Annotated in this window: 17 protein-coding genes, 1 tRNA gene, 1 pseudogene and 1 riboswitch; of the genes and pseudogenes, 12 read left to right on the forward strand and 7 right to left on the reverse strand. The window is 40.5% G+C overall.

All coding sequences use genetic code 11. From position 1 onward, the window contains the following. Nucleotides 1-26: 26 nt before the first annotated feature. The 4 genes from apaH to greA all read left to right on the forward strand — a co-directional run bounded on the left by apaH (nucleotide 27) and on the right by greA (nucleotide 3,236). The gene (gene apaH, locus F542_RS05495; RefSeq protein WP_015432500.1) at nucleotides 27-842 is read left to right on the forward strand and encodes a bis(5'-nucleosyl)-tetraphosphatase (symmetrical) ApaH; all 816 of its coding nucleotides are present in this window, start codon (nucleotides 27-29) and stop codon (nucleotides 840-842) included. An 87-nt stretch (nucleotides 843-929) separates the two neighbouring features. After that, nucleotides 930-1,006 (forward strand) — tRNA-Val (locus F542_RS05500). 132 nt (nucleotides 1,007-1,138) lie between these two features. Then, nucleotides 1,139-2,650, forward strand: coding sequence for a nicotinate phosphoribosyltransferase (locus F542_RS05505; RefSeq protein WP_025267063.1), 1,512 nt, complete (start codon nucleotides 1,139-1,141; stop codon nucleotides 2,648-2,650). A 109-nt stretch (nucleotides 2,651-2,759) separates the two neighbouring features. Further along, complete coding sequence (gene greA / locus F542_RS05510; RefSeq protein WP_015432498.1) at nucleotides 2,760-3,236, forward strand: transcription elongation factor GreA; 477 nt, start codon at nucleotides 2,760-2,762, stop codon at nucleotides 3,234-3,236. Nucleotides 3,237-3,264: 28 nt separating this feature from the next. Here greA and xseA read toward each other — a convergent pair whose 3' ends face one another. After that, nucleotides 3,265-4,728 carry an exodeoxyribonuclease VII large subunit gene (gene xseA / locus F542_RS05515; protein ID WP_025267064.1) on the reverse strand — a complete coding sequence of 488 codons (1,464 nt, stop codon included), beginning with the start codon at nucleotides 4,726-4,728 and terminating at the stop codon, nucleotides 3,265-3,267. A 124-nt stretch (nucleotides 4,729-4,852) separates the two neighbouring features. On the opposite strand from xseA, the gene dmsD reads away from it, so the two are divergent. From dmsD to F542_RS05540, 5 genes are all read left to right on the forward strand, one after another. After that, nucleotides 4,853-5,458, forward strand: coding sequence for a Tat proofreading chaperone DmsD (gene dmsD, locus F542_RS05520; RefSeq protein WP_015432496.1), 606 nt, complete (start codon nucleotides 4,853-4,855; stop codon nucleotides 5,456-5,458). A 1-nt stretch (nucleotide 5,459) separates the two neighbouring features. After that, nucleotides 5,460-6,005, forward strand: a complete 546-nt coding sequence (napF, locus tag F542_RS05525; protein ID WP_015432495.1) for a ferredoxin-type protein NapF — start codon at nucleotides 5,460-5,462, stop codon at nucleotides 6,003-6,005. 250 nt (nucleotides 6,006-6,255) lie between these two features. After that, nucleotides 6,256-8,691, forward strand: a complete 2,436-nt coding sequence (locus F542_RS05530; protein ID WP_025267065.1) for a DmsA/YnfE/YnfF family dimethyl sulfoxide reductase — start codon at nucleotides 6,256-6,258, stop codon at nucleotides 8,689-8,691. 10 nt (nucleotides 8,692-8,701) lie between these two features. Beyond that, entirely contained in the window at nucleotides 8,702-9,322 is a 621-nt protein-coding gene (locus F542_RS05535; RefSeq protein ID WP_015432493.1) for a DMSO/selenate family reductase complex B subunit, read from the forward strand. Between the two features lies 1 nt (nucleotide 9,323). Next, a complete protein-coding gene (locus F542_RS05540; protein WP_025267066.1) occupies nucleotides 9,324-10,244 on the forward strand; it encodes a DmsC/YnfH family molybdoenzyme membrane anchor subunit in 921 nt (306 codons plus the stop codon). Between the two features lie 71 nt (nucleotides 10,245-10,315). Here the strand turns inward: F542_RS05540 and F542_RS05545 are convergent, their stop codons facing one another. The 3 genes and pseudogenes from F542_RS05545 to F542_RS05555 all read right to left on the reverse strand — a co-directional run bounded on the left by F542_RS05545 (nucleotide 10,316) and on the right by F542_RS05555 (nucleotide 14,516). After that, nucleotides 10,316-12,235 carry an ATP-dependent nuclease gene (locus F542_RS05545; protein WP_025267067.1) on the reverse strand — a complete coding sequence of 640 codons (1,920 nt, stop codon included), beginning with the start codon at nucleotides 12,233-12,235 and terminating at the stop codon, nucleotides 10,316-10,318. A 62-nt stretch (nucleotides 12,236-12,297) separates the two neighbouring features. Beyond that, a pseudogene (locus F542_RS05550) lies at nucleotides 12,298-13,500 on the reverse strand (ATP-binding protein). Nucleotides 13,501-13,613: 113 nt separating this feature from the next. Then, nucleotides 13,614-14,516 (reverse strand): helix-turn-helix domain-containing protein, encoded by a 903-nt coding sequence (locus F542_RS05555; RefSeq protein WP_015432488.1) that lies wholly within the window; start codon nucleotides 14,514-14,516, stop codon nucleotides 13,614-13,616. A gap of 159 nt (nucleotides 14,517-14,675) precedes the next feature. After that, nucleotides 14,676-14,805, forward strand: a riboswitch (molybdenum cofactor riboswitch). On the opposite strand from F542_RS05555, the gene moaA reads away from it, so the two are divergent. The 3 genes from moaA (at nucleotide 14,794) to trmJ (ending at nucleotide 17,369) form a co-directional block, all read left to right on the forward strand. After that, nucleotides 14,794-15,810, forward strand: coding sequence for a GTP 3',8-cyclase MoaA (gene moaA / locus F542_RS05560; protein ID WP_015432487.1), 1,017 nt, complete (start codon nucleotides 14,794-14,796; stop codon nucleotides 15,808-15,810). (Overlaps the previous riboswitch by 12 nt.) A 360-nt stretch (nucleotides 15,811-16,170) precedes the next feature. Beyond that, the gene (gene moaC, locus F542_RS05565) at nucleotides 16,171-16,647 is read left to right on the forward strand and encodes a cyclic pyranopterin monophosphate synthase MoaC (RefSeq protein WP_015432486.1); all 477 of its coding nucleotides are present in this window, start codon (nucleotides 16,171-16,173) and stop codon (nucleotides 16,645-16,647) included. Next, nucleotides 16,647-17,369, forward strand: coding sequence for a tRNA (cytosine(32)/uridine(32)-2'-O)-methyltransferase TrmJ (gene trmJ, locus F542_RS05570; RefSeq protein WP_015432485.1), 723 nt, complete (start codon nucleotides 16,647-16,649; stop codon nucleotides 17,367-17,369). The genes moaC and trmJ overlap by 1 nt, the downstream gene beginning before the upstream one ends. A gap of 35 nt (nucleotides 17,370-17,404) precedes the next feature. Here the strand turns inward: trmJ and F542_RS05575 are convergent, their stop codons facing one another. The 3 genes from F542_RS05575 to F542_RS05585 all read right to left on the reverse strand — a co-directional run bounded on the left by F542_RS05575 (nucleotide 17,405) and on the right by F542_RS05585 (nucleotide 19,592). Continuing rightward, a complete protein-coding gene (locus tag F542_RS05575; protein WP_025267068.1) occupies nucleotides 17,405-18,364 on the reverse strand; it encodes an ABC transporter substrate-binding protein in 960 nt (319 codons plus the stop codon). A 170-nt stretch (nucleotides 18,365-18,534) separates the two neighbouring features. After that, nucleotides 18,535-18,951, reverse strand: a complete 417-nt coding sequence (locus F542_RS05580) for a ClpXP protease specificity-enhancing factor (protein ID WP_015432483.1) — start codon at nucleotides 18,949-18,951, stop codon at nucleotides 18,535-18,537. Further along, nucleotides 18,951-19,592 (reverse strand): glutathione S-transferase N-terminal domain-containing protein, encoded by a 642-nt coding sequence (locus F542_RS05585; RefSeq protein WP_015432482.1) that lies wholly within the window; start codon nucleotides 19,590-19,592, stop codon nucleotides 18,951-18,953. The genes F542_RS05580 and F542_RS05585 overlap by 1 nt, the downstream gene beginning before the upstream one ends. Between the last annotated feature and the right edge of the window lie 30 nt (nucleotides 19,593-19,622).

A 19,622-nucleotide genomic window follows, 5' to 3' on the forward strand; every position in this document is an offset into this window, starting at 1 on the left:
CAAAATCGATCTCTTTAGGAAAATCTATGGCAACTTATATTATCGGTGACCTACATGGCTGCTTTGATGAATTTCAGGCAATTTTAGCTCAAGCTAAATTTAACCCAGAAGAAGATGAACTGTGGTTAACGGGTGATTTAGTTGCTCGAGGTGATAAATCACTCGAATGCTTACGTTTTGTTAAGAGCCTTGGTAAACAAGTCACCGTTGTATTAGGAAACCATGATCTACATCTCCTTGCAACACTTGAAGGCATCAAAAGAGTAAAACCCAAGGACAAAGTTGATCCGATTTTCCATGCACCAGACCGCACTGATTTGCAAAATTGGTTGCGAAATCAACCGCTTGTAGCACTGCACCCCATTCATCAATTTGTGTTAGTTCATGCGGGTATTAGTCCTGAATGGGATTTGGATACCGCGCTAAACTGTGCTAAGGAAGTAGAACATGTATTACAAAGCAATGATTATCCTGCATTACTTCAGCAAATGTACAGCAATAGCCCTGATCGTTGGTCACCAGAATTAACAGGGATAGAACGCTTGCGTTACACAATCAATGTTTGTACTCGAATGCGGTTTTGCTATGCCGACAAACGCTTAGACTTTGAATGCAAATTGCCAGTCGAACAAGCGCCTCAAGAATTAAAAGCATGGTTTGAGTTGGATAACCCTAAATTTCATCATCCTATCATATTTGGTCATTGGGCAAGTCTTATCGGCTATACAACGCCTAAACATATCTATGCGCTTGATACAGGTTGTGTATGGGGCAACTATTTAACAATGATTCGTTGGGAGGATAAGCAAATTTTTACACAAAAAAGACTCAATATGATTTAAAAACAAGCACTTAAAGCAAAAAACGAATCTGAATCTTGCTAATCTTAGTTTCATTCTCTATAATGCGCTTGTTTTCACTTCTTCAGTGCGACTATAGCTCAGTTGGTTAGAGCACCACCTTGACATGGTGGGGGTCACTGGTTCGAGTCCAGCTAGTCGCACCATTATCTTCTTATCTCTTCTAATGCATCCCTAAATTTATTTAGAAAATCATTAATTATATTTCGCTGTTCCTGTATTATTTTCTTTTCATTTGCTATACTTGCCAATATACATATGCAATAAAGAGAATCTATATGCTACATTTTTGTAATAAAACGGCAAAAACTACTGCAATTCCGATCTTGCTTTGCGACTTTTATAAAATTTCACACCGCTTGCAGTATCCTGTCGGCTCTCAATTTATCTATAGTACGCTAACACCTCGCAGTAATAAACTCGCGCCACATTTAGATCGTGTAGTACCCTTTGGTTTCCAAGCTTTCATCGAAAAGTATCTTATCCACTACTTTAATGAGAACTTTTTCTCACGCCAAGAGGCTGATGTTGTTCAGGAATATAGCGCATTTATTAAGCGTACACTAGGATTCATTGATGATGGTGCACATATTGCTGCACTCCACCGTTTAGGTTATTTGCCATTAAAAATTAAAGCGATTGCCGAAGGTTTAAGTGTCGGACTCAAAGTGCCTGTAATGACGATTGAAAATACTCATCCAGATTTTTTCTGGCTCACGAATTATTTAGAAACATTAATTAATGTTTCTTTATGGCAACCTATGGTTTCAGCTTCTATTGCTCGGCGTTATCGCTTAACATTAACTGAATTTGCACGCCAGACATGTGATGAGACAAACCATGTAGCATATCAATCACATGATTTCTCAATGCGTGGCATGAGTAGTTTAGAAAGTGCTGAAACGTCTGGAGCGGGGCATCTTACAGCCTTTGTCGGAACAGACACAATTCCAGCAATTTCCTATATTGAGCATTATTATGGTTGTAATCAACTCATCGGCACTTCTATTCCAGCTACGGAGCATTCTGTCATGAGTGCACACGGTCTTGATGAACTGCCGACATTTCGCTACTTAATGGCGCAGCATCCAGATTCTATGTTGTCGATTGTTGCTGATACCACTGATTTCTGGCACAACATTACGGTGAATCTGCCTATTTTAAAAGCTGAAATTCTAGCCCGCCCAGCACAGGCTAAAATTATTATTCGCCCAGATAGTGGAGACTCTTTCAAAATTATCTGTGGTGATCCTAATGCGGCCACAGAACACGAACGTAAAGGACTCATTGAGTGCTTATGGGATATTTTTGATGGGCATGTTAATCATAAAGGATATAAAGTACTTGATTCACATATCGGCGCTATCTATGGCGATGGGGTAAATTTTGCCAAGATGGTGCGTATTCTTGAAGGTTTAAAAGCCAAAGGCTTTGCCTCAGAAAATTTAGTTTTTGGCGTAGGCTCACTAACTTATCAAAACAATACGCGTGATACATTAGGCTTCGCGACGAAGGCAACCGCAATTACTATCAATGGACAAGAAAAAGCGATCTTTAAAGATCCAAAAACAGATAATGGGTTAAAAAAATCGCAAAAAGGTCGTGTAAAAGTGCTATCGCGTGATAGTTATATTGATGGATTAAATGCAAATAGCGATTTTAGTGATGATTTACTTGAAACCATCTTTGAGAATGGCAAATTACTAAAAAGAGTTACCTTCGAGCAGGTCCGAGCCAATTTGGCATTAGATTTTGCAGAAAAAATGGAAAACTTAAGCGCTTGTGAATAAAAATTTCATTGAAATTTCAGCAAAAAAATGAATAATAAGTTCTATTTAAACGCTGTCGCCAAAATACCTTATGTTATTTTGGCGATAATTTTTGCTATTAAGGACAGATATGAAACAAATCCCAATGACTGTGCGCGGTGCGCAGCAATTACGTGAAGAACTTGAATTTTTAAAAAATGTACGTCGCCCAGAGATTATTAAATCAATTGCAGAAGCTCGTGAACACGGCGATCTAAAAGAAAATGCCGAATACCATGCAGCTCGTGAGCAACAAGGTTTCTGTGAAGGACGAATTCAAGAAATTGAAGGTAAACTTGGCAACGCACAAATTATTGATGTCACCACTATGGCAAATACCGGCAAAATCATTTTTGGTGCAACCGTAACATTGATAAACAATGACACAGACGAAGAAGTTACCTATCGTATTGTTGGCGACGATGAAGCAAATATCAAAGAAGGGCTGATTTCAGTCAATTCTCCTATTGCGCGTGGTTTAGTTGGAAAAGAAATTGACGATACGGTCAATATTAAAACCCCTGGTGGTAATGTTGAACTGGATGTCATTGACGTACAATATATCTAAATAAGAAATCAGCCCGAGGGCTGATTTTTCATTTTATCGCAATCACTTCACTGATAATCTGCCCCTCAGCAAGCTTGCTGGTAATTTTCTCACCAATTTTAACCGCTTGTGTCGAAAGTAATGCCTTACCATGTTGATCTTGCGTTACCGAATAGCCTCTCGCTAAGATTTTTAATGGGCTCAATCCTTCCAATTTCACACATAGAGCTTGAAAAGCTTGCGCTCGTTGGCTGAAATGTCTTTGCATTGCAAAATCTAAACGTTGTTGCAGCTGGTTTGTTTGATGGTGATAGCCTGCTAATTGATAAGGCAATGGATTATTTTCCAAACGCTGTTGCAGGTTTTGCCAACATTGTTGCTTAGCTTGCCACACTTGCAGCAATCGCTTTTCTAATTGCTGATTTAATTGCACTAAACGCATTTGTTGGCTCGCTAAACGACGCTGAGGATGCTGATTCACCAATCGTTGAGTGAGGTTTTCTAACTGCCGTTTTCCTTGAGTGCTTTGCTGATAAATTGTTCGGACAGCTTGTTGCCGCATTTGCAATAAATACTGCTGATAAGCACTAATTTGACGTGTTGGATGCTGAGCGTTTAAGCGAAGCTGCAAGCGCTCAAATTGGGCTATTTTTTCTCCCCAGAGACAATCAAAAGCAAAGCTGGCTTTATCTAGTTGCTGCTGTAAACGACGAGCAAGCTCCATTTGATCACGACTAACGAGCTCCGCAGCGGCAGAAGGTGTAGGCGCTCTTAAATCGGCAACAAAATCGCAAATTGTCACATCGGTTTCGTGCCCTACTGCACTAATAATAGGAAGAGATGAGTGATAAACCGCATAAGCAACAACCTCTTCATTAAAACACCACAAATCTTCTAATGAACCGCCACCTCGCCCAACAATTAACACATCACACTCTTGACGTAGATTAGCAAGCTGAATCATCTCGGCTATTTCTTGAGCAGCTTCTTTACCTTGCACTAATGTGGGATAAATGACTACCTGCAAACTTGGATCACGCCGATTTAATACATTTAAAATATCCTGCAGGGCTGCCCCACTTGAGGAGGTTATAACCCCTACTCGTTTCACAAAATCAGGCAAAGGTTTTTTGTGTTCCTGAGCAAATAGCCCCTCCCCTGCCAATTTCATTTTAAGTTGTTCAAATTGCTGTTGGAGTAGCCCATCTCCCGCGGGTTGCATACTATCAATAATCACTTGATAATCCCCTCTTGGCTCATACAAGCTTACACTTGCACGCACAAGCACCTGCATACCATTTTGTACAGGGAAATTTACTCGCATATTTTTCATACGAAACATTGCACAGCGAACCTGAGCTTGTTCATCTTTCAAAGTTAAATACCAATGCCCAGAAACAGGCTTACTTAAATTGGAAACCTCGCCCATTAACCAAATTTGCCCAAGCTCCGATTCTAATAAATGACGAGCGGTATAGTTGAGTTGTGAAACCGTGAGAATAGTATTTTGCATAGCAGATAGGCGTGAAAAATAAAGCATGATAATACACGAATTCAGTAGAGCCGACAAAAGAGAATACTTAACCCCTAAGCACTTTTCAGGTAGTATGTTGCCAAATTTTCTCAATAAATGAATTATGCAACAATCTATCTCCCAATTTACCCATTTTGCCCGTATTTTAGGTTCACTCTTTTTCTATGAACCAAATGTGCCTCAGAATCAACCGCTTGTTATGCTATTTCAAAATAGCTCGTGGCAAGCAGATTGCGACTTTCTCCCCGAAAACAAGCGGGCAGAAATTCAACAAAATTTGCAAATGCAAAGCCTTGAACAACTTGATGAAGATTATCAAAAATTATTCATCGGCCCGAACCATTTGCCCGCACCACTTTGGGGATCGGTCTATTTAGATAAAGAAAGTGTAATTTTTGGCGATAGCTTGCTCGCATTGCGTGCCTTTCTGCAAGCACATCAAATCCATTTTTCGCTTAGCCAAAATGAACCTGAAGATCATATCGGTTTGATGTTTATGTTCACCGCTTATCTTGCCGAACAGCAACCTGAATTGCTCAAACCGTTTTTGCGTGACCATTTTCTCACGTGGGCATATCGCTTTTTTGAACTGTTTAATGCGGAAAACGTACCGTTTTATCGTGGATTGGGAATGCTTGGCGAAGCCTTATTGAAAGATTGGCAAAAAAAGCTAGAAATTGAACCGCTTGCCGTCAAACTTTATCGTTAAAATGAAAGACGAACGCTATTACAACGCCTATCTCACCCACAACCACATTTCACGGCGTGGCTTATTCCGTGCGTTGCTTGGCGGTGGACAAAAAGCCCATCTGCAAAACCAAGCGGATCTGCTAAAAAGATCCGCTCCACGCCCGCCTTTTGCCGTTGCCGAACCGTTATTTCTCAAACAGTGCAACGGCTGTGGCGACTGTGTCAAAGCCTGCCCATATGGCTTAATCCTATTAAAAGACAATCAAGCCAGCATTGAAATCGATTTTTCAGCTTGTGATCTGTGTGGAGAATGTGCCAATGTTTGCCAAACAGGCGCCTTAGCATTAAACACCAAGCCCGATACCGGGCTTCGCCCCGACTTTGATTTCGCCTGCCTTCGCCAGCACAATCAACCTTGTCAATTCTGCGAAACCGCTTGCCCACAACGAGCAATTTCATTTAATTCCAGCACAAAAAAAATGCAATTAGACAATGAAAAATGCAACGGCTGTGGGGAATGTAAAGTGGCTTGTCCGCAGAATTATGTGAGTTTACAGCTGGCTTAAATAAATCCTACTAACAAAGCCAGCAAATTTTGTACCAGCCATAATTTTTACAAATACAGAGAAAAGTCAGTTTAATTTAAGTAAATTAAACTGACTTTTGTGAAGCTCTGTATCTTCTATGCTTTTCACAATAGTCCAAACCTCTTGCGATTTAGTCCAACTCTTGTCAGAAATTGACTAGGGTCAATAATTCCCACATTCTCCCCTTTTATAGTTAGCCCGCTTTTTTATGTTTAATTTGTGGGGAACTATGCAGAATAAACCTGAAAATCCGATTTCAACGGAAAGACGACAATTTCTAAAAGGCACAGCAGCGGTCGGCAGTGTAGCACTGACGGCTAGTAGCGTGCAGATTCCAATTGCGAAAGCAGAAACGCAATCAACCCCAACAAACAAAGGCGAAGAAAAACTGGTGTGGAGTGCTTGTACGGTAAACTGCCACAGCCGTTGTCCTTTACGTATGCACGTGCAAGATGGGGTGATTAAATATGTGGAAACCGATAATTTAGGCACGGATGTCTATGGCGATTTCCACCAAGTGCGTGCTTGTGCAAGGGGACGTTCAATGCGTCGTCGTGTGTATAATCCTGATCGGTTGAAATACCCGATGAAACGTGTCGGCAAACGTGGCGAAGGCAAATTTAAGCGAATTTCGTGGGACGAAGCCTTTGAAGAGATTGCGTCCAACTTAAAACGTATTATCGCCCAATATGGCAATGAATCGCTCTATCTGCCATTTACTACTGGCACAATTGGGGCAACAGTTGCGGCAAGTTATCCGCCACCACGCAGTATTTCCAACCGTTTTATGAACAGCATTGGCGGTTGTTTAGGCTCGCACGGGACATATAGCTATGCACAAATTTTTGAAGCGATTCCCTATATGTATGGGAGCAATGCCGCCAACAGCCCAACCGATATTGAAAATTCTAAATTAGTGGTCTATTTCGGTAACAATCCTGCGGAAACTCGTATGAGTGGTGGTGGCGTGACCTATCTCTATCAACAAGCCCAAGAACGCTCACAAGCCAAAACCATTATGATTGACCCTCGCTATAACGACACCATTGCAGGGCGTGGCGAATGGGTGCCAATTCGCCCAGGTACAGATGCGGCGTTGGTAGAAGGTATGGCGTATGTGATGATTACCGAAAACTTGGTGGATCAAGCTTTCCTTGATACTTACTGTATCGGCTACGATGAAAAAACCTTGCCTGAATCTGCCCCGAAAAACGGACATTATAAAGCCTATATTCTAGGCGAAGGCGACGACAAAACCGCCAAAACCCCAGAATGGGCAGAGAAAATTACAGGCATTCCACAAGCACGAATTATTGAATTAGCACGTGAAATTGCAACCACCAAACCGGCTTACATCTGTCAAGGTTGGGGGCCACAACGCCACGCGAATGGTGAACAGGCGGCTCGTGCCATTGCGATGTTGGCTTGTTTAACGGGTAATGTGGGAATTAGTGGCGGTAACAGCGGTTCTCGTGAAGGTTTCTACACCATTCCATTTGTGCGTTTGCCCGCTGGTAAAAACCCAATTGAGGCAAAAATCCCAATCTTTATGTGGACGGATGCGGTAACTCGTGGCTCAGAAATGACGGCGTTGAAAGATGGCTTGAAAGGGGCGGAAAAGCTCAATCAAAATATCAAATTTATTATGAACTATGCGGGCAACTGCATTATCAATCAGCATTCCGACATCAATCGCACCCACGAAATTTTGCAAGATGAAAGCAAATTAGAAATGCTGGTGGTGATTGATAACCATATGACTTCAACGGCTAAATATGCGGATATTCTACTGCCTGATTGCACCACGTCTGAACAAGCAGACTTCTGTATGGACGGCTCAGCGGGCAATATGGGCTATGTAATTTTTGCGGATAAAGCGATTGAACCGCAATTTGAGTGTAAGCCAATTTATGAAATCTACGCGGGCATTGCGGAGAAAATGGGCGTGAAAGAAGCCTTCACCGAAGGCAGAACCCAAGAAGAGTGGCTACGCCATCTCTATGCCCAAACCCAAGAGAAAAATCCGTTCTTCCAAGAGATTAGTTTTGAAGAGTTTCGTGAGCGTGGCATTATCAAACAGAAAGATCCTGCTGGGCATATGGTGGCTTATAAAGCCTTCCGTCAAGATCCTGTGGCAAATCCATTGAACACGCCATCGGGCAAAATTGAGATCTACTCTGAACGCTTAGCAAAAATTGCTGCTACGTGGGAGCTTGCCGAAGATGACATCATCAGCCCATTACCTATTTATGCACGCCAATTTGAAGGCTGGGACGATCCGAAACGTGAGCAATTCCCACTACAATTAGTAGGCTTCCACTATAAATCTCGTGTGCATTCTACTTATGGCAACGTGGACGTATTACAGCAAGCCTCTTTACAATCGGTGTGGATCAATCCTCTTGATGCAGAAAAACGTGGGATTAAAAACGGCGATATGGTGCGGATTTTCAATGATCGTGGCGAAACTCGTGTGATGGCAAATGTGACGCCTCGTATTATGCCGGGCGTGACCGCAATGGGCGAAGGGGCGTGGTACACCCCAGATGGCAACCGTATTGACCAAAACGGTAGCTTTAACGTGCTCACCACACAGCGACCATCGCCTTTATCAAAAGGTAATCCACAGCACACCAACTTAGTGCAAATTGAATTAGTGAAATAAGGGGTAGAAAATGAGTAAAAAACAGTATGGCTTTTATATTGACTCGCAACGTTGTACAGGGTGTAAAACCTGCGAGCTAGCCTGTAAAGATTACAAAGATCTTACCCCTGATGTCAGTTTCCGCCGTATTTATGAATACTGCGGCGGCGGTTGGAAACAAGAGGGCGAAGCGTGGACACAAGATGTCTTCTCTTACTATCTCTCGATTTCTTGTAACCATTGCGACAACCCTGCTTGTGCCAATGTTTGCCCAAGTGGTGCAATGCACAAGCGTGAAGATGGCTTTGTGGTGGTCAATCAAGACGTGTGTATTGGTTGCCAATACTGCTCAATGGCTTGCCCATATGGTGCACCACAATTTAACCAACGCACAGGGCGAATGACCAAATGCGATGGCTGTTTTGAACGTGTAGAACAAGGCAAAAAACCAATGTGTGTAGAATCTTGCCCACTGCGTGCCTTAGATCTATTACCCGTGGACGAACTGCGTGAAAAGTATGGCGAAATCAAAGATGTTGCGCCACTTCCGCCATCAAGCTACACCAATCCAAACATTGCGTTACGCTTAAATACCAACGCCAAACCGACCGATTTTGAAGGCGGTTTCTTAGCCAATCCGAAGGAGGTTTAAAATGGGGGCAGGATTACACGAATTACCGTTAGTTTTCTTCACCGTCTTTGCACAGGCGGTCGTGGGCGCTTTTATCGGCTTAACCTTTATCCTTGCTACATCGCAAGGCAAGCAAGCAGAAAACCGCTTACACTATGTGATGACTATTTTATGGGGCTTAATGGCATTAGGTTTTATTGCGTCCACGACCCACTTAGGCTCGCCTGAGCGTGCTTTTAATGCACTAAACCGTGTCGGGGCGTCAGATTTGAGTAATGAAATTTTCACTGGCTCAACCTTCTTTGCCTTAGGCGGTGCATACTGGGCGTTGGCAACAGCGGTATTTTTGCAAAAAGATCAGGTAAAATTACCGCTTGTAGATAAACTCGCTGGCATTATTGCCCCAATTAGCCACAAATTGCCAAAAGGCTGGGCAACTCTTGGTAGAATAATTGTCGCCATTAGTGGGGTAATTTTCGTTGGAGCAATGGCAAAACTTTATCTCATTCCAACCGTACCAACGTGGAATAGCATTTTCACGCCACTCTCTTTCGGCTTAACCGCATTATTAGCAGGTTCAGCCCTAACGGTGGTGCTATTACAGTTAGCAAAAGTGGAAACAGGGCAAGCCTTATTTGCCAAACTTTCCGCACTCTTTGCGCTTATCGCAGTGGTGGTCACCATTTTCCACTATCAACATTTAGCCCAAACGAAAAATGCAATATTCCACGCTTTGGATTTAGTGCCAAATTATCTCGGCTACACCATCTTACGCTTTGGTTTCATCGCTGTTGGCTTAGCTGCCCTTTTCACTAGCGTGAAAAAGCAAGCATTGGCGTTAAGCATTGCTGGTACTGTGTTCATCATCGTAGGTGAATTAGTCGCAAGAACTCTGTTCTACGGCACGCATATGACCGTGGGCTTGAAAGCACTAGGGGGCTAACAAGCGGTCAGATTTGATAGGAAATTGGCAAAATAAACGCCGTTTGGGAAAACCGAACGGCGTTTTTGTTTCTAAAATAATGAATTTATTTTTTTAAACATCCCTTCAAAACGTTCAAGAGTTTCTTGACTAAAATCATTTTTAGATAACCCCAACTTATTTGCAGACATTGATGGTCTGTAATGGTTATATCTAGTTCTTTGAATAATCTTATTTATTTGTTGGATAATTGGCTTGTTAATATCGATTTCCGATTCAGCTATATCTGTATATTCATCAAATGCATTATTAAAGAAATTCAGATATTCTTTAACATCGAACATATCTTCTAAATCAGCAACATCACCAACATGTCTAGAAAATTCATTGAAGAAAAGCACATTTTTTTCTTTTATAATTTTTTGTTCAATAAGACTGTTCAGCCTAGCCTTACCTTTTTGATCTGTAAATGTATCTAATGCACAAACAATATTTAGATTTTGTCCTTTCAATAATGAAATAAAGGATGTCACCTTATCTAACCCACCCACAGGAACAATCGTTATATCATCTCTTATACCTTGTAACCCTGACTCTTCTAAAATAGAAGACATCATAGTTAAGTAGACTAAATCCGATACTCCTTCAACTAACAAGTTATTTTTATTAATAAAAAGATTTTGAGCAATATCGTATCCAAGAGCCGCTTGCAATGGGAATAGTGTGTCTGAATCTTTTTCTTCAATAGCATCTTTTATGGTTGTCCCATCTTTTGATTCATACACGGTTCGAACCCTTTCTAGACTATTGTGAGGAACCATAAATGGTGAATGTGTTGTATAAATAATCTGATACTCTGCGGATAGATCATCTAAGAATCTCAATAAATCTGCTTGTGCAGCAGCATGAAGATTTAGTCCCGGTTCATCTAACAATAAAATATATTGATTAGATTTATCTTCTTGAATTCGGCTAAACCAAACAATAAATGAGAAGAACCAATTAAATCCCTTACTTCGATTAGAAAGCGGCAAACTAATATGGTGTTTATCACTCCAAACACGAATATTTAAATGTTTTTCAATATTATTTGAATAACTTCGGTTTTCTTTACTTTCTATATCAAATTGAACTCTTAGTCCTGTGTTATTTTTCCAATATTTAAAAATATGTTGAGTAATCTCACTTGATGTTGCTTCAAGTTCTGCTTTAAAGTCCTCATAAGAATCAGGGTTCTGTAAATCTTCTAAATCAACATCAGCTAATTCCAATAAGGCTTTTGCCGTTTTAGCATCTTGAGTAGTAGATTTATTGATATTAGCTAAATCTATTTTTGATGGTAATTCATAATATTCATCAAAATACATAAATTTAGGCATAGCTGGAGAAAAATGTTTGTCCCAAATATATGCTGCTAACCAATTATCCCAATTTAAATTCACAAAATAGTTACTTTTTATATAACTTAATGTGCTTAATAACTTGCCTTCTTCAGATGCAGTATCTGCATCTTTATATTCATTGATAGAATTAAGAATTTCATTTTTACCTATTAACTCTTTTAGGTTTTTTAAATTTTCAGCACTTAAATTATGTTTTTTACCAATGCATTCTAAGAAGTTAGAAGTGTTGGTTTCTGGATAGGTTATAGTTATTGAGTTGTTATAGTCAGTTGTAACAGTAAATTCCCATTTACTCACAACGTTCGAGCCAATAAATTTTTCAATTTCATTAATTTCTTCTTGATCAAGTTGATATGTGCAAGAAATAGCTTTACCTATTTCCCCTGATTTATCGTATTTCTTTTTCTCTTTTCTAGGGTAATCATGAGTTGGATCAAATTTAAAGTCACTATCATCAGAAAAGTAGTTCGTTTTAGCTATCGCTTCTAGGATTGCTGTTTTTCCAGACTCATTCTTTCCTACGATGATAGTAATATCATCATCCACAGGAAAAGACTGCTGTTGATCGTATGATTTATATTTGTGAACAGTAACATTAGTAAGTTTCATTTTTTGCTCCTATAGGTAGTACTTAATTTTATCAATATGGTTGTCTAAAAATATATTTCAAATCAAGTTAGACGAAATAATCCCATGAAATTTACTCCAAAATCCCCTTCAAAAATTCCCTTAAACTCATCCATTTTCACTACATATTTCGGGTAGTTGTCCTGAATTTTGAGCAAATTGCCAAACTCTCGTTCGAGCGTTTTTTCTTCGTTGATAGTCAGTGTGGCTTGCACATAAATGCGTTCGCCGTTTTTTTCTGCGACAAAATCAATTTCTTAGCTGTTTAAACCGCCGATTTTGACATCGTAACCGGCTATTTTCAGATGATTGAAAATAGTGTTTTTCCAGCAATTTCCCCCGATCTTGCACACAATAGCCGATTAGTGCATTTCGCAAACCGAGATCTTCAAAATAGTATTTTTCACCAATTTCAAAAATCCGTTTTTCTTCAATATCATAGCGTGGTACTTTGTGGATTAAAAACGCATTGGCAAGGTATTCGGCATAATTTTGTACTTGTGTGGTTGAGCTATTGATTTTCTGTGATTTCAGAAAATCCGAAATTTTTTTTGCTGAGAATAGATTGCCGATATTGCTCGCTAAAAATCGCGTGAGCTGTTCCAGAAATTGTACATTTCGCAAGGCATAGCGGTTTACAATATCTCGAATGGCGATAGTGGAATAGATATTTCGCAAGTATTCAAACACGATATTGTCTTGCAATGGTAAGTCTTTCAAATAAGGCAAGCCACCATATTTAAAAAAGAGCGACATCGCCTTATCACTCTCTTCTAACTGCATAAATTCAAGAAATTCAAAATAGGAAAGGGGGTGGACATTGATTTCAATTGCCCGACCACTGAGCGCACCTGAAATATCCCGAGAAAGTAAATGGGCGCTGTTGCCAGTGCAGTATAAATCTAATTCATCGTCTAATAAAAGCGAACGCAAAGCCTGTTCAAAATCAGCGATTTCTTGAATTTCATCGATAAAAACGTAATTATTTTGACTGCTCTTTTTCTGTTCTTTGATAAATTCATTGAGATTTTCAGCGGTGGCAATGTAACTAAACGCTAAATCTTCTTTATTGATATAGATAATATGTGCATTTCTATCTGTCGCTTGAATTTCCTGCATAATCTGAAAAAGCAGGTAGCTTTTCCTTACTCGGCGTTGTCCGGTAAAGACTTTAATCAAGCGTTTACCAATGAATGGACGTACTGTTTCAAGGTATATCGTTGTCGGTAAACTAAATCTTTCTTCATTGCACACTCCTTATTTTATACCTGACACTTTACCCACAAAAGAAAAAGTTTCAACTATACCTGAAACTTTTTCTGATTTTTTTTAAAACTTAATCTATACCATAAACTTTATTCTATGGCTTACTACTACGCAGTTCGGTCGGCGACTTGCCCTGATGGACTTTGAATAATTTGCTGAAATGGGCTTCGGATTGGTAACCGACTTGCTGAGCGATCTCTTGAATGGAAAGTGCACTATTTTGTAATAATAATTCGGCTTTTTGTAGGCGAATTTCGGTTAAAAATTTGCCTGCGGACATACCGCTTTTTTCTTTGAACAAGCGGATAAAATTAGAGCGAGACATTGCACAAAGTTCGGCAAGTTTATCCATTGACCAATCGTTTTCAGGCTGTTCTAACATTGTTTGAATGGCGATATTTAGGCGTTTATCTTGAAGGGCGGCTAAAATACCGCTTTGAATTTGATGGTGTGCTAAATAATCCCGAATGAGATAGGTAAAAAGCACATTAGCCAACGCATTGATCACCGTTTGATTACCCAAATTTTCTGCTTTTTCATCACGCAATAAGGCGAGCAATGCCAGCACCGAGTGATTATTTTCGGCTAAATGCCACTTGGGTAATTCAAATAATGCGGAGGGATAACGATAATGAAAAAAACCGCAGAACATTTCAAAATCATCATTGTCAGTTTGATGGTTACGACACACGGTAAAATGGTTGTTCGTTTGCCGTTGGATAGGAATTAGCTTGTCTGGGGAAATATCAAACAGTGTTGGACAGCTTGCTAATTCGTGTTCTGTACCGTAAGGAAAAAAGACCACATCGCCTGCCTTTAAATGGCGGCACTGCCCGTCTAATTTAATGCAACACTGACCTTTGGAAATAATATGAAAAACGCCAAGCGGTGTTTCACTTGCGGGGTGATCAATATGCCAATCACCGTGAAAACGGCAAAGCACTTTAATTTCACCTTCAATTTGGTGCAGTTTAATAAAAGAATCTAAATAATCCATCGTGATATACCAAGCGTGAATAAGTGCTAATCATACTCTAACAAGCGGTAAAAATCGCCTAGAAATCTACCAAGAACATAAATACGCACATCTGCGTATTTTCTCGGCGATAAAGCCGCATATAATCATTCTTTCTAGTGCTTACTTTCGCTATAATAACCGTAATTTTGACCCCGAGCCTGTTTGCCTAAGTCATTGATATGGCGGCAGTGCCTGCGAAATTCGCACAAGGTATCGCTGGAAACGGCTATGCCTCTCGTATTTAGAAAGGTGTTCAATGCAAACTATTCCGATCAAAAATATCGGCAACGATTCTACCCTAGTGGATCGTTTTCAACGCCAATATACCTATTTGAGATTATCTGTGACTGATGTTTGCAACTTTCGTTGTAACTACTGTTTACCACACGGCTATCACCCACCTACTCATAGACAAACGTTTTTAACCCTTGATGAAATTCGTCGTATTGCAAGGGCATTTGCCGATCTTGGTACGGAAAAAATCCGGATTACAGGGGGAGAACCTACACTTCGTAAAGATTTTTTAGACATCGCTCAGGCAATTTCTCAAACACAAGGGATCCGCAAAGTCGCCCTGACGACAAATGGCTACCGTATGGAACGAGATGTGGCACTTTGGAAAGAAAGTGGTATTACCGATATTAATGTGAGTGTAGATAGCCTAGATCCTCGTCAATTCCAACTCATCACTGGCGAGAATAAGCTCCAATCCATTCTCAACGGCATTGATCACGCTTTTGCCGTAGGTTATAAAAAAATCAAAGTCAATGCGGTATTGATGAAACAATACACCGCCAAAGAGCTAGACAAATTTTTGGCTTGGATTAAACATCAACCTATTCAAATGCGTTTTATTGAGCTAATGGAAACGGGCGAAATGGATAGCTTTTTCAAAGCCCAACATCTTTCAGGGCAAAGCATTCTAACTCGTTTATTAAATGAAGGTTGGCAATTACAACAACGGGCAATCTCAGACGGCCCTGCCAAAGTGCTTTCCCACCCTGATTATGTGGGGGAAATTGGCTTGATTATGCCCTATGAAAAAAATTTCTGCGCCAGTTGCAACCGTTTACGCATTTCTGCCTTAGGAAAATTGCATTTATGTTTATTTGGCGAAGAAGGGATAGAAATACGAGATCTATTACAATCTGATGACCAATGTTTACAATTGGAAGCTCGTCTAAAATCTGCACTACAAGGCAAAAGAGAACATCATTATTTGCATATTGGGGATAGTGGTGTGCGGAATAATTTGGCGAGTATCGGGGGATAGCAAGCGCTGTTTTTTAGCGATTTTTTTGCAAAATGAAATATCATTACGGACACCAGCGTGGCGTCCCTACAATTTCATCACCTTGTATGTAGGGGCGTGATGCTCACGCCCGCAGGCGTACGCAGTACGCCTTACAAAAGACAATAATTGTTCAATAACAAAACGCTGTTGTAGGGGCGTACTGCGTACGCCCAAACAGAGCATTATTTACATTTATTCGTTGGGATTTATATTGTTACGGGCGTATGCAATACGCCCCTACATATGTGCATTATTCTTGCTCAATATAAATTTAAAATTCCGCTTGCAGGGGTGACCGATGTGTCCGCCCGATACATTTAATACAAAAAAGGACAAATAATGACTCAATTTACCCACATCAACCAAAACGGCGAGGCTAATATGGTTGATGTTTCAGAAAAAAATGACACCGTTCGCATTGCGCGAGCGGAAGCCTTTGTGACCATGAATCCCGAAACCTTACAGATGATCGTCTCGGGCAATCACCATAAAGGCGATGTGTTTGCCACTGCTCGTATCGCAGGGATTCAAGCCGCAAAACGCACTTGGGAACTGATCCCGCTTTGCCACCCGCTACTTCTTTCCAAAGTGGAAGTTCAGCTTGAAGCCTTGCCAGAAACCAATCAAGTTCGCATTGAATCACTTTGCAAATTAAGCGGTAAAACAGGCGTGGAGATGGAAGCTTTAACAGCGGCAAGTGTGGCGGCTTTGACTATTTACGATATGTGCAAAGCGGTGCAAAAAGATATGGTCATTGAAAAAGTCCGCCTGCTTTCAAAAAGTGGCGGCAAATCGGGTGATTTTGTGGCGGAATGATGGATTTATTAAATCAAATTCAAGTTGTATTGGTCGAAACGTCTCATTCGGGCAATATAGGCTCGGCAGCCCGTGCAATGAAGACGATGGGCTTTCATCATCTTAGACTTGTATCCCCTAAACAAGCCATTGATGAGCAAGCAACAGCCCTTGCAGCGGGTGCAAAAGATGTGCTAGAACAAACTCAAATCTACGATAGTTTTGATGAGGCCATTGCTGATTGCCAATTAGTTATTGGTACGAGTGCTCGATTACGCCATTTACAAAGTAGTTTGATTGAGCCTAAAGCCTGCGGTGAGTTGGTAATGCAACGTGCCGAGCAAGGCAAAATTGCACTGGTTTTTGGGCGTGAACGGGTGGGATTAACCAATGAAGAACTGCTCAAATGTCAATACCATTTGAATTTTCCAACAAACCCTGATTACGGCTCACTTAATTTAGCGATGGCAGTACAGCTTGCCTGTTATGAAATTCGCATGGCGTGGTTAGCACAACAAAATTTGCAAAAAAAATCAGAAAATCGACCGCTTGCCGACTACCCTAGTGCTGAAAATTTAGAACATTTTTTCGCCCATACTGAACGGCTTTATCGAAAACTGGGCTTTATCCGTAACGATGCTGTTATGCTAAAATTACGCCGACTTTACCAGCGTGCGGAATTGGAAACTACCGAATTAAATCTATTACGCGGTATGCTAACCGCAGTAGAAAAACGGCTATAGTAAAAGAGCCTTGATTTCTCAAGGCTCTTATTCATTTAAAACTGCTCTTTCGCTTCGTTTAAGATATTTTCTGGAATGAGGATACCAAGCTCTTTGGCGGTTTGAGTGTTTACCGATAATTCCATTTTATTCACGCCATGCGTTGCAATATCACCTGCTTTTTCGCCATTTAAAATGCGTGCGGCAATTTTACCTGTTTCTGCACCAATATCATATTGGCTTACCGCATAAGCCGCTAATGCACCACGTTTTACTGTGTCTCTATCCGCCGCAATCACAGGCACTTTTGCTTCCAATGCTGCTTTATGTAACGCTTCATAAGCCGAGACAACCGCATTATCTTCTGAAATATAGATAGCTTGCACTTTACCATTTAAGCTACGAGCGGCTGTACCAATATCTGCACTGCGTTGTACTGCAACTGGCACAACTTTCACATTGGCTTTAGCAGCCGCATTTTGTAACTCTTCTAAGACAATCGCAGAGTTTACCTCCCCTGCACTATACACATAACCTACAGCTTTTAATTCCGGTACAAGGGTTTGAATCAGCTGAAGTTGTGGTTCGATTGGTTTGTGATCAGAAATACCAGTTACATTTGTGCCACTTGGCTCCCACGATTTCACTAATTTTGCCGCAACAGGATCTGTTACCCCAGAGAAAACTATCGGAATTGAGCGTGTTGCCGCCACAACCGGCAGAGCACTCGGTGTGGTAATCGGAATAATAATATCGGCTTTATCGCCCACAAATTTACGTGCAATTTGTGCCGCCGTTGCGGTGCTCCCCTGTGCAGATTGGAAATCAATCTTGATATTTTTACCTTCTTCAAAGCCTTGGCGTGCAAGTTCTTCAATCACGCCTTGACGAATAGTATCCAATGCAGGGTGTTCAACAATAGCGGTAATTGCTACATTATGTACTTTTTCGCTGGCAAAGGCATTCAAAGCCAAAGCAGAAAGAGCGGTAAAAAGAATAGTTTTACTAAATTTCATAAGAGTATCCTTGTTTATTACATTTGCTTGTCTTGTTGTACTATTAAAGTAGTGCGCTGCATATAAGATAAAGTATTGATATAAACAATGCAAGTAAATTTTCAGAAAGTTGTAAACAATTGATAGAAAGCAACGCAAAAAAAAACCTATCAATAGATAGGCTTATACATTTATTTAACCAGCTTTAAATGACCCGACTTTTTAGGTTTTTTGGGTGTTATCTTCTCACTTTCTTTAACATCCGCTGTACGCATAAGATAATTTTCCGCATCATAATACGGTTCATCTTGGAACATAACACCATCCCCTGTTTCTTGAGCATAGATAGCCTCGGCTGCACCTAAAGGTACATATACATCACGTAGCATGCCTTGAAATCTAGCGCTAAAACTAATGCCTTCATCATCAACAATATATTGCCCAATTGAGCGTGGGGAAATATTTAAGATGATCTTACCATCACGCACAAATTCCTGCGGCACATCTGTACCAGGATATTCGCTATTTACCAATAGATAAGGGGTATTATCATTATCCAAAATCCATTGGTAATAAGCGTGGTAAAGATAAGGTCGTAACGGTTTCATTAATCTTTATCATCCATGAGGTTTTTCGGCGCACTACCACCTACTGATTGTAAAAAGCTATCGCGTTTAAATACTCGGCTCATATAACCTTTAACGGCTGCACTTCCCTTACCGCTAAATTCTACGCCTAAATTGTGCATACGCCATAATAACGGAGCAATATAGCAATCTACTAAGCTGAAATCTTCACTCAAAAAGTATTCAGTATCAGAAAATACTGGCGCTAGCGCTAAAATCTCTTCACGCAATTGCTTTAAAGCTTTTTGCGCATCTGGCGTGTTAGGATCGCGATCAATAAAATCCATTAATGAATACCAATCTTGTTGAATACGATGCATATTTAAACGACATTGCGCACGTAAGACAGGATAAACAGGCATTAGCGGTGGATGTGGGAAACGCTCATCTAAATATTCCATAATGATACGAGCATTAGAGAGTACTAAATCACGATCAACTAGGGTTGGTGTTGTGCCACGCGGGTTAACTTCCATTAAATCTTCTGAAATCGTACCGCGTTGTACGTTTTCAATTTCATAAGCAACGCCCTTTTCCGCTAATACAATACGTACTTGGTGGCTATAAATATCCGTTTTTTCAGAGAAAAGCGTTGGCACAGAACGCTTGTTTGCACTCGTCATTGCATACTCCCAATAGAAATGTAATATTGT

The organism is Bibersteinia trehalosi USDA-ARS-USMARC-188, assembly GCF_000521725.1.
Taxonomy (GTDB): Bacteria; Pseudomonadota; Gammaproteobacteria; order Enterobacterales; family Pasteurellaceae; genus Bibersteinia; species Bibersteinia trehalosi.

Bases quoted from the DNA above. Each gene is read 5' to 3' on its own strand.
- F542_RS05535 (WP_015432493.1), top strand. From the start codon at position 8,702: ATGAGTAAAAAACAGTATGGCTTTTATATTGACTCGCAACGTTGTACA.
- F542_RS05585 (WP_015432482.1), bottom strand. From the start codon at position 19,592: ATGACGAGTGCAAACAAGCGTTCTGTGCCAACGCTTTTCTCTGAAAAA.
- F542_RS05505 (WP_025267063.1), top strand. From the start codon at position 1,139: ATGCTACATTTTTGTAATAAAACGGCAAAAACTACTGCAATTCCGATC.
- F542_RS05540 (WP_025267066.1), top strand. From the start codon at position 9,324: ATGGGGGCAGGATTACACGAATTACCGTTAGTTTTCTTCACCGTCTTT.
- F542_RS05530 (WP_025267065.1), top strand. From the start codon at position 6,256: ATGCAGAATAAACCTGAAAATCCGATTTCAACGGAAAGACGACAATTT.
- F542_RS05575 (WP_025267068.1), bottom strand. From the start codon at position 18,364: ATGAAATTTAGTAAAACTATTCTTTTTACCGCTCTTTCTGCTTTGGCT.
- greA (WP_015432498.1), top strand. From the start codon at position 2,760: ATGAAACAAATCCCAATGACTGTGCGCGGTGCGCAGCAATTACGTGAA.
- F542_RS05580 (WP_015432483.1), bottom strand. From the start codon at position 18,951: ATGAAACCGTTACGACCTTATCTTTACCACGCTTATTACCAATGGATT.
- moaC (WP_015432486.1), top strand. From the start codon at position 16,171: ATGACTCAATTTACCCACATCAACCAAAACGGCGAGGCTAATATGGTT.
- F542_RS05545 (WP_025267067.1), bottom strand. From the start codon at position 12,235: ATGAAACTTACTAATGTTACTGTTCACAAATATAAATCATACGATCAA.
- apaH (WP_015432500.1), top strand. From the start codon at position 27: ATGGCAACTTATATTATCGGTGACCTACATGGCTGCTTTGATGAATTT.
- F542_RS05555 (WP_015432488.1), bottom strand. From the start codon at position 14,516: ATGGATTATTTAGATTCTTTTATTAAACTGCACCAAATTGAAGGTGAA.
- trmJ (WP_015432485.1), top strand. From the start codon at position 16,647: ATGGATTTATTAAATCAAATTCAAGTTGTATTGGTCGAAACGTCTCAT.
- napF (WP_015432495.1), top strand. From the start codon at position 5,460: ATGAAAGACGAACGCTATTACAACGCCTATCTCACCCACAACCACATT.
- xseA (WP_025267064.1), bottom strand. From the start codon at position 4,728: ATGCAAAATACTATTCTCACGGTTTCACAACTCAACTATACCGCTCGT.
- dmsD (WP_015432496.1), top strand. From the start codon at position 4,853: ATGCAACAATCTATCTCCCAATTTACCCATTTTGCCCGTATTTTAGGT.
- moaA (WP_015432487.1), top strand. From the start codon at position 14,794: ATGCAAACTATTCCGATCAAAAATATCGGCAACGATTCTACCCTAGTG.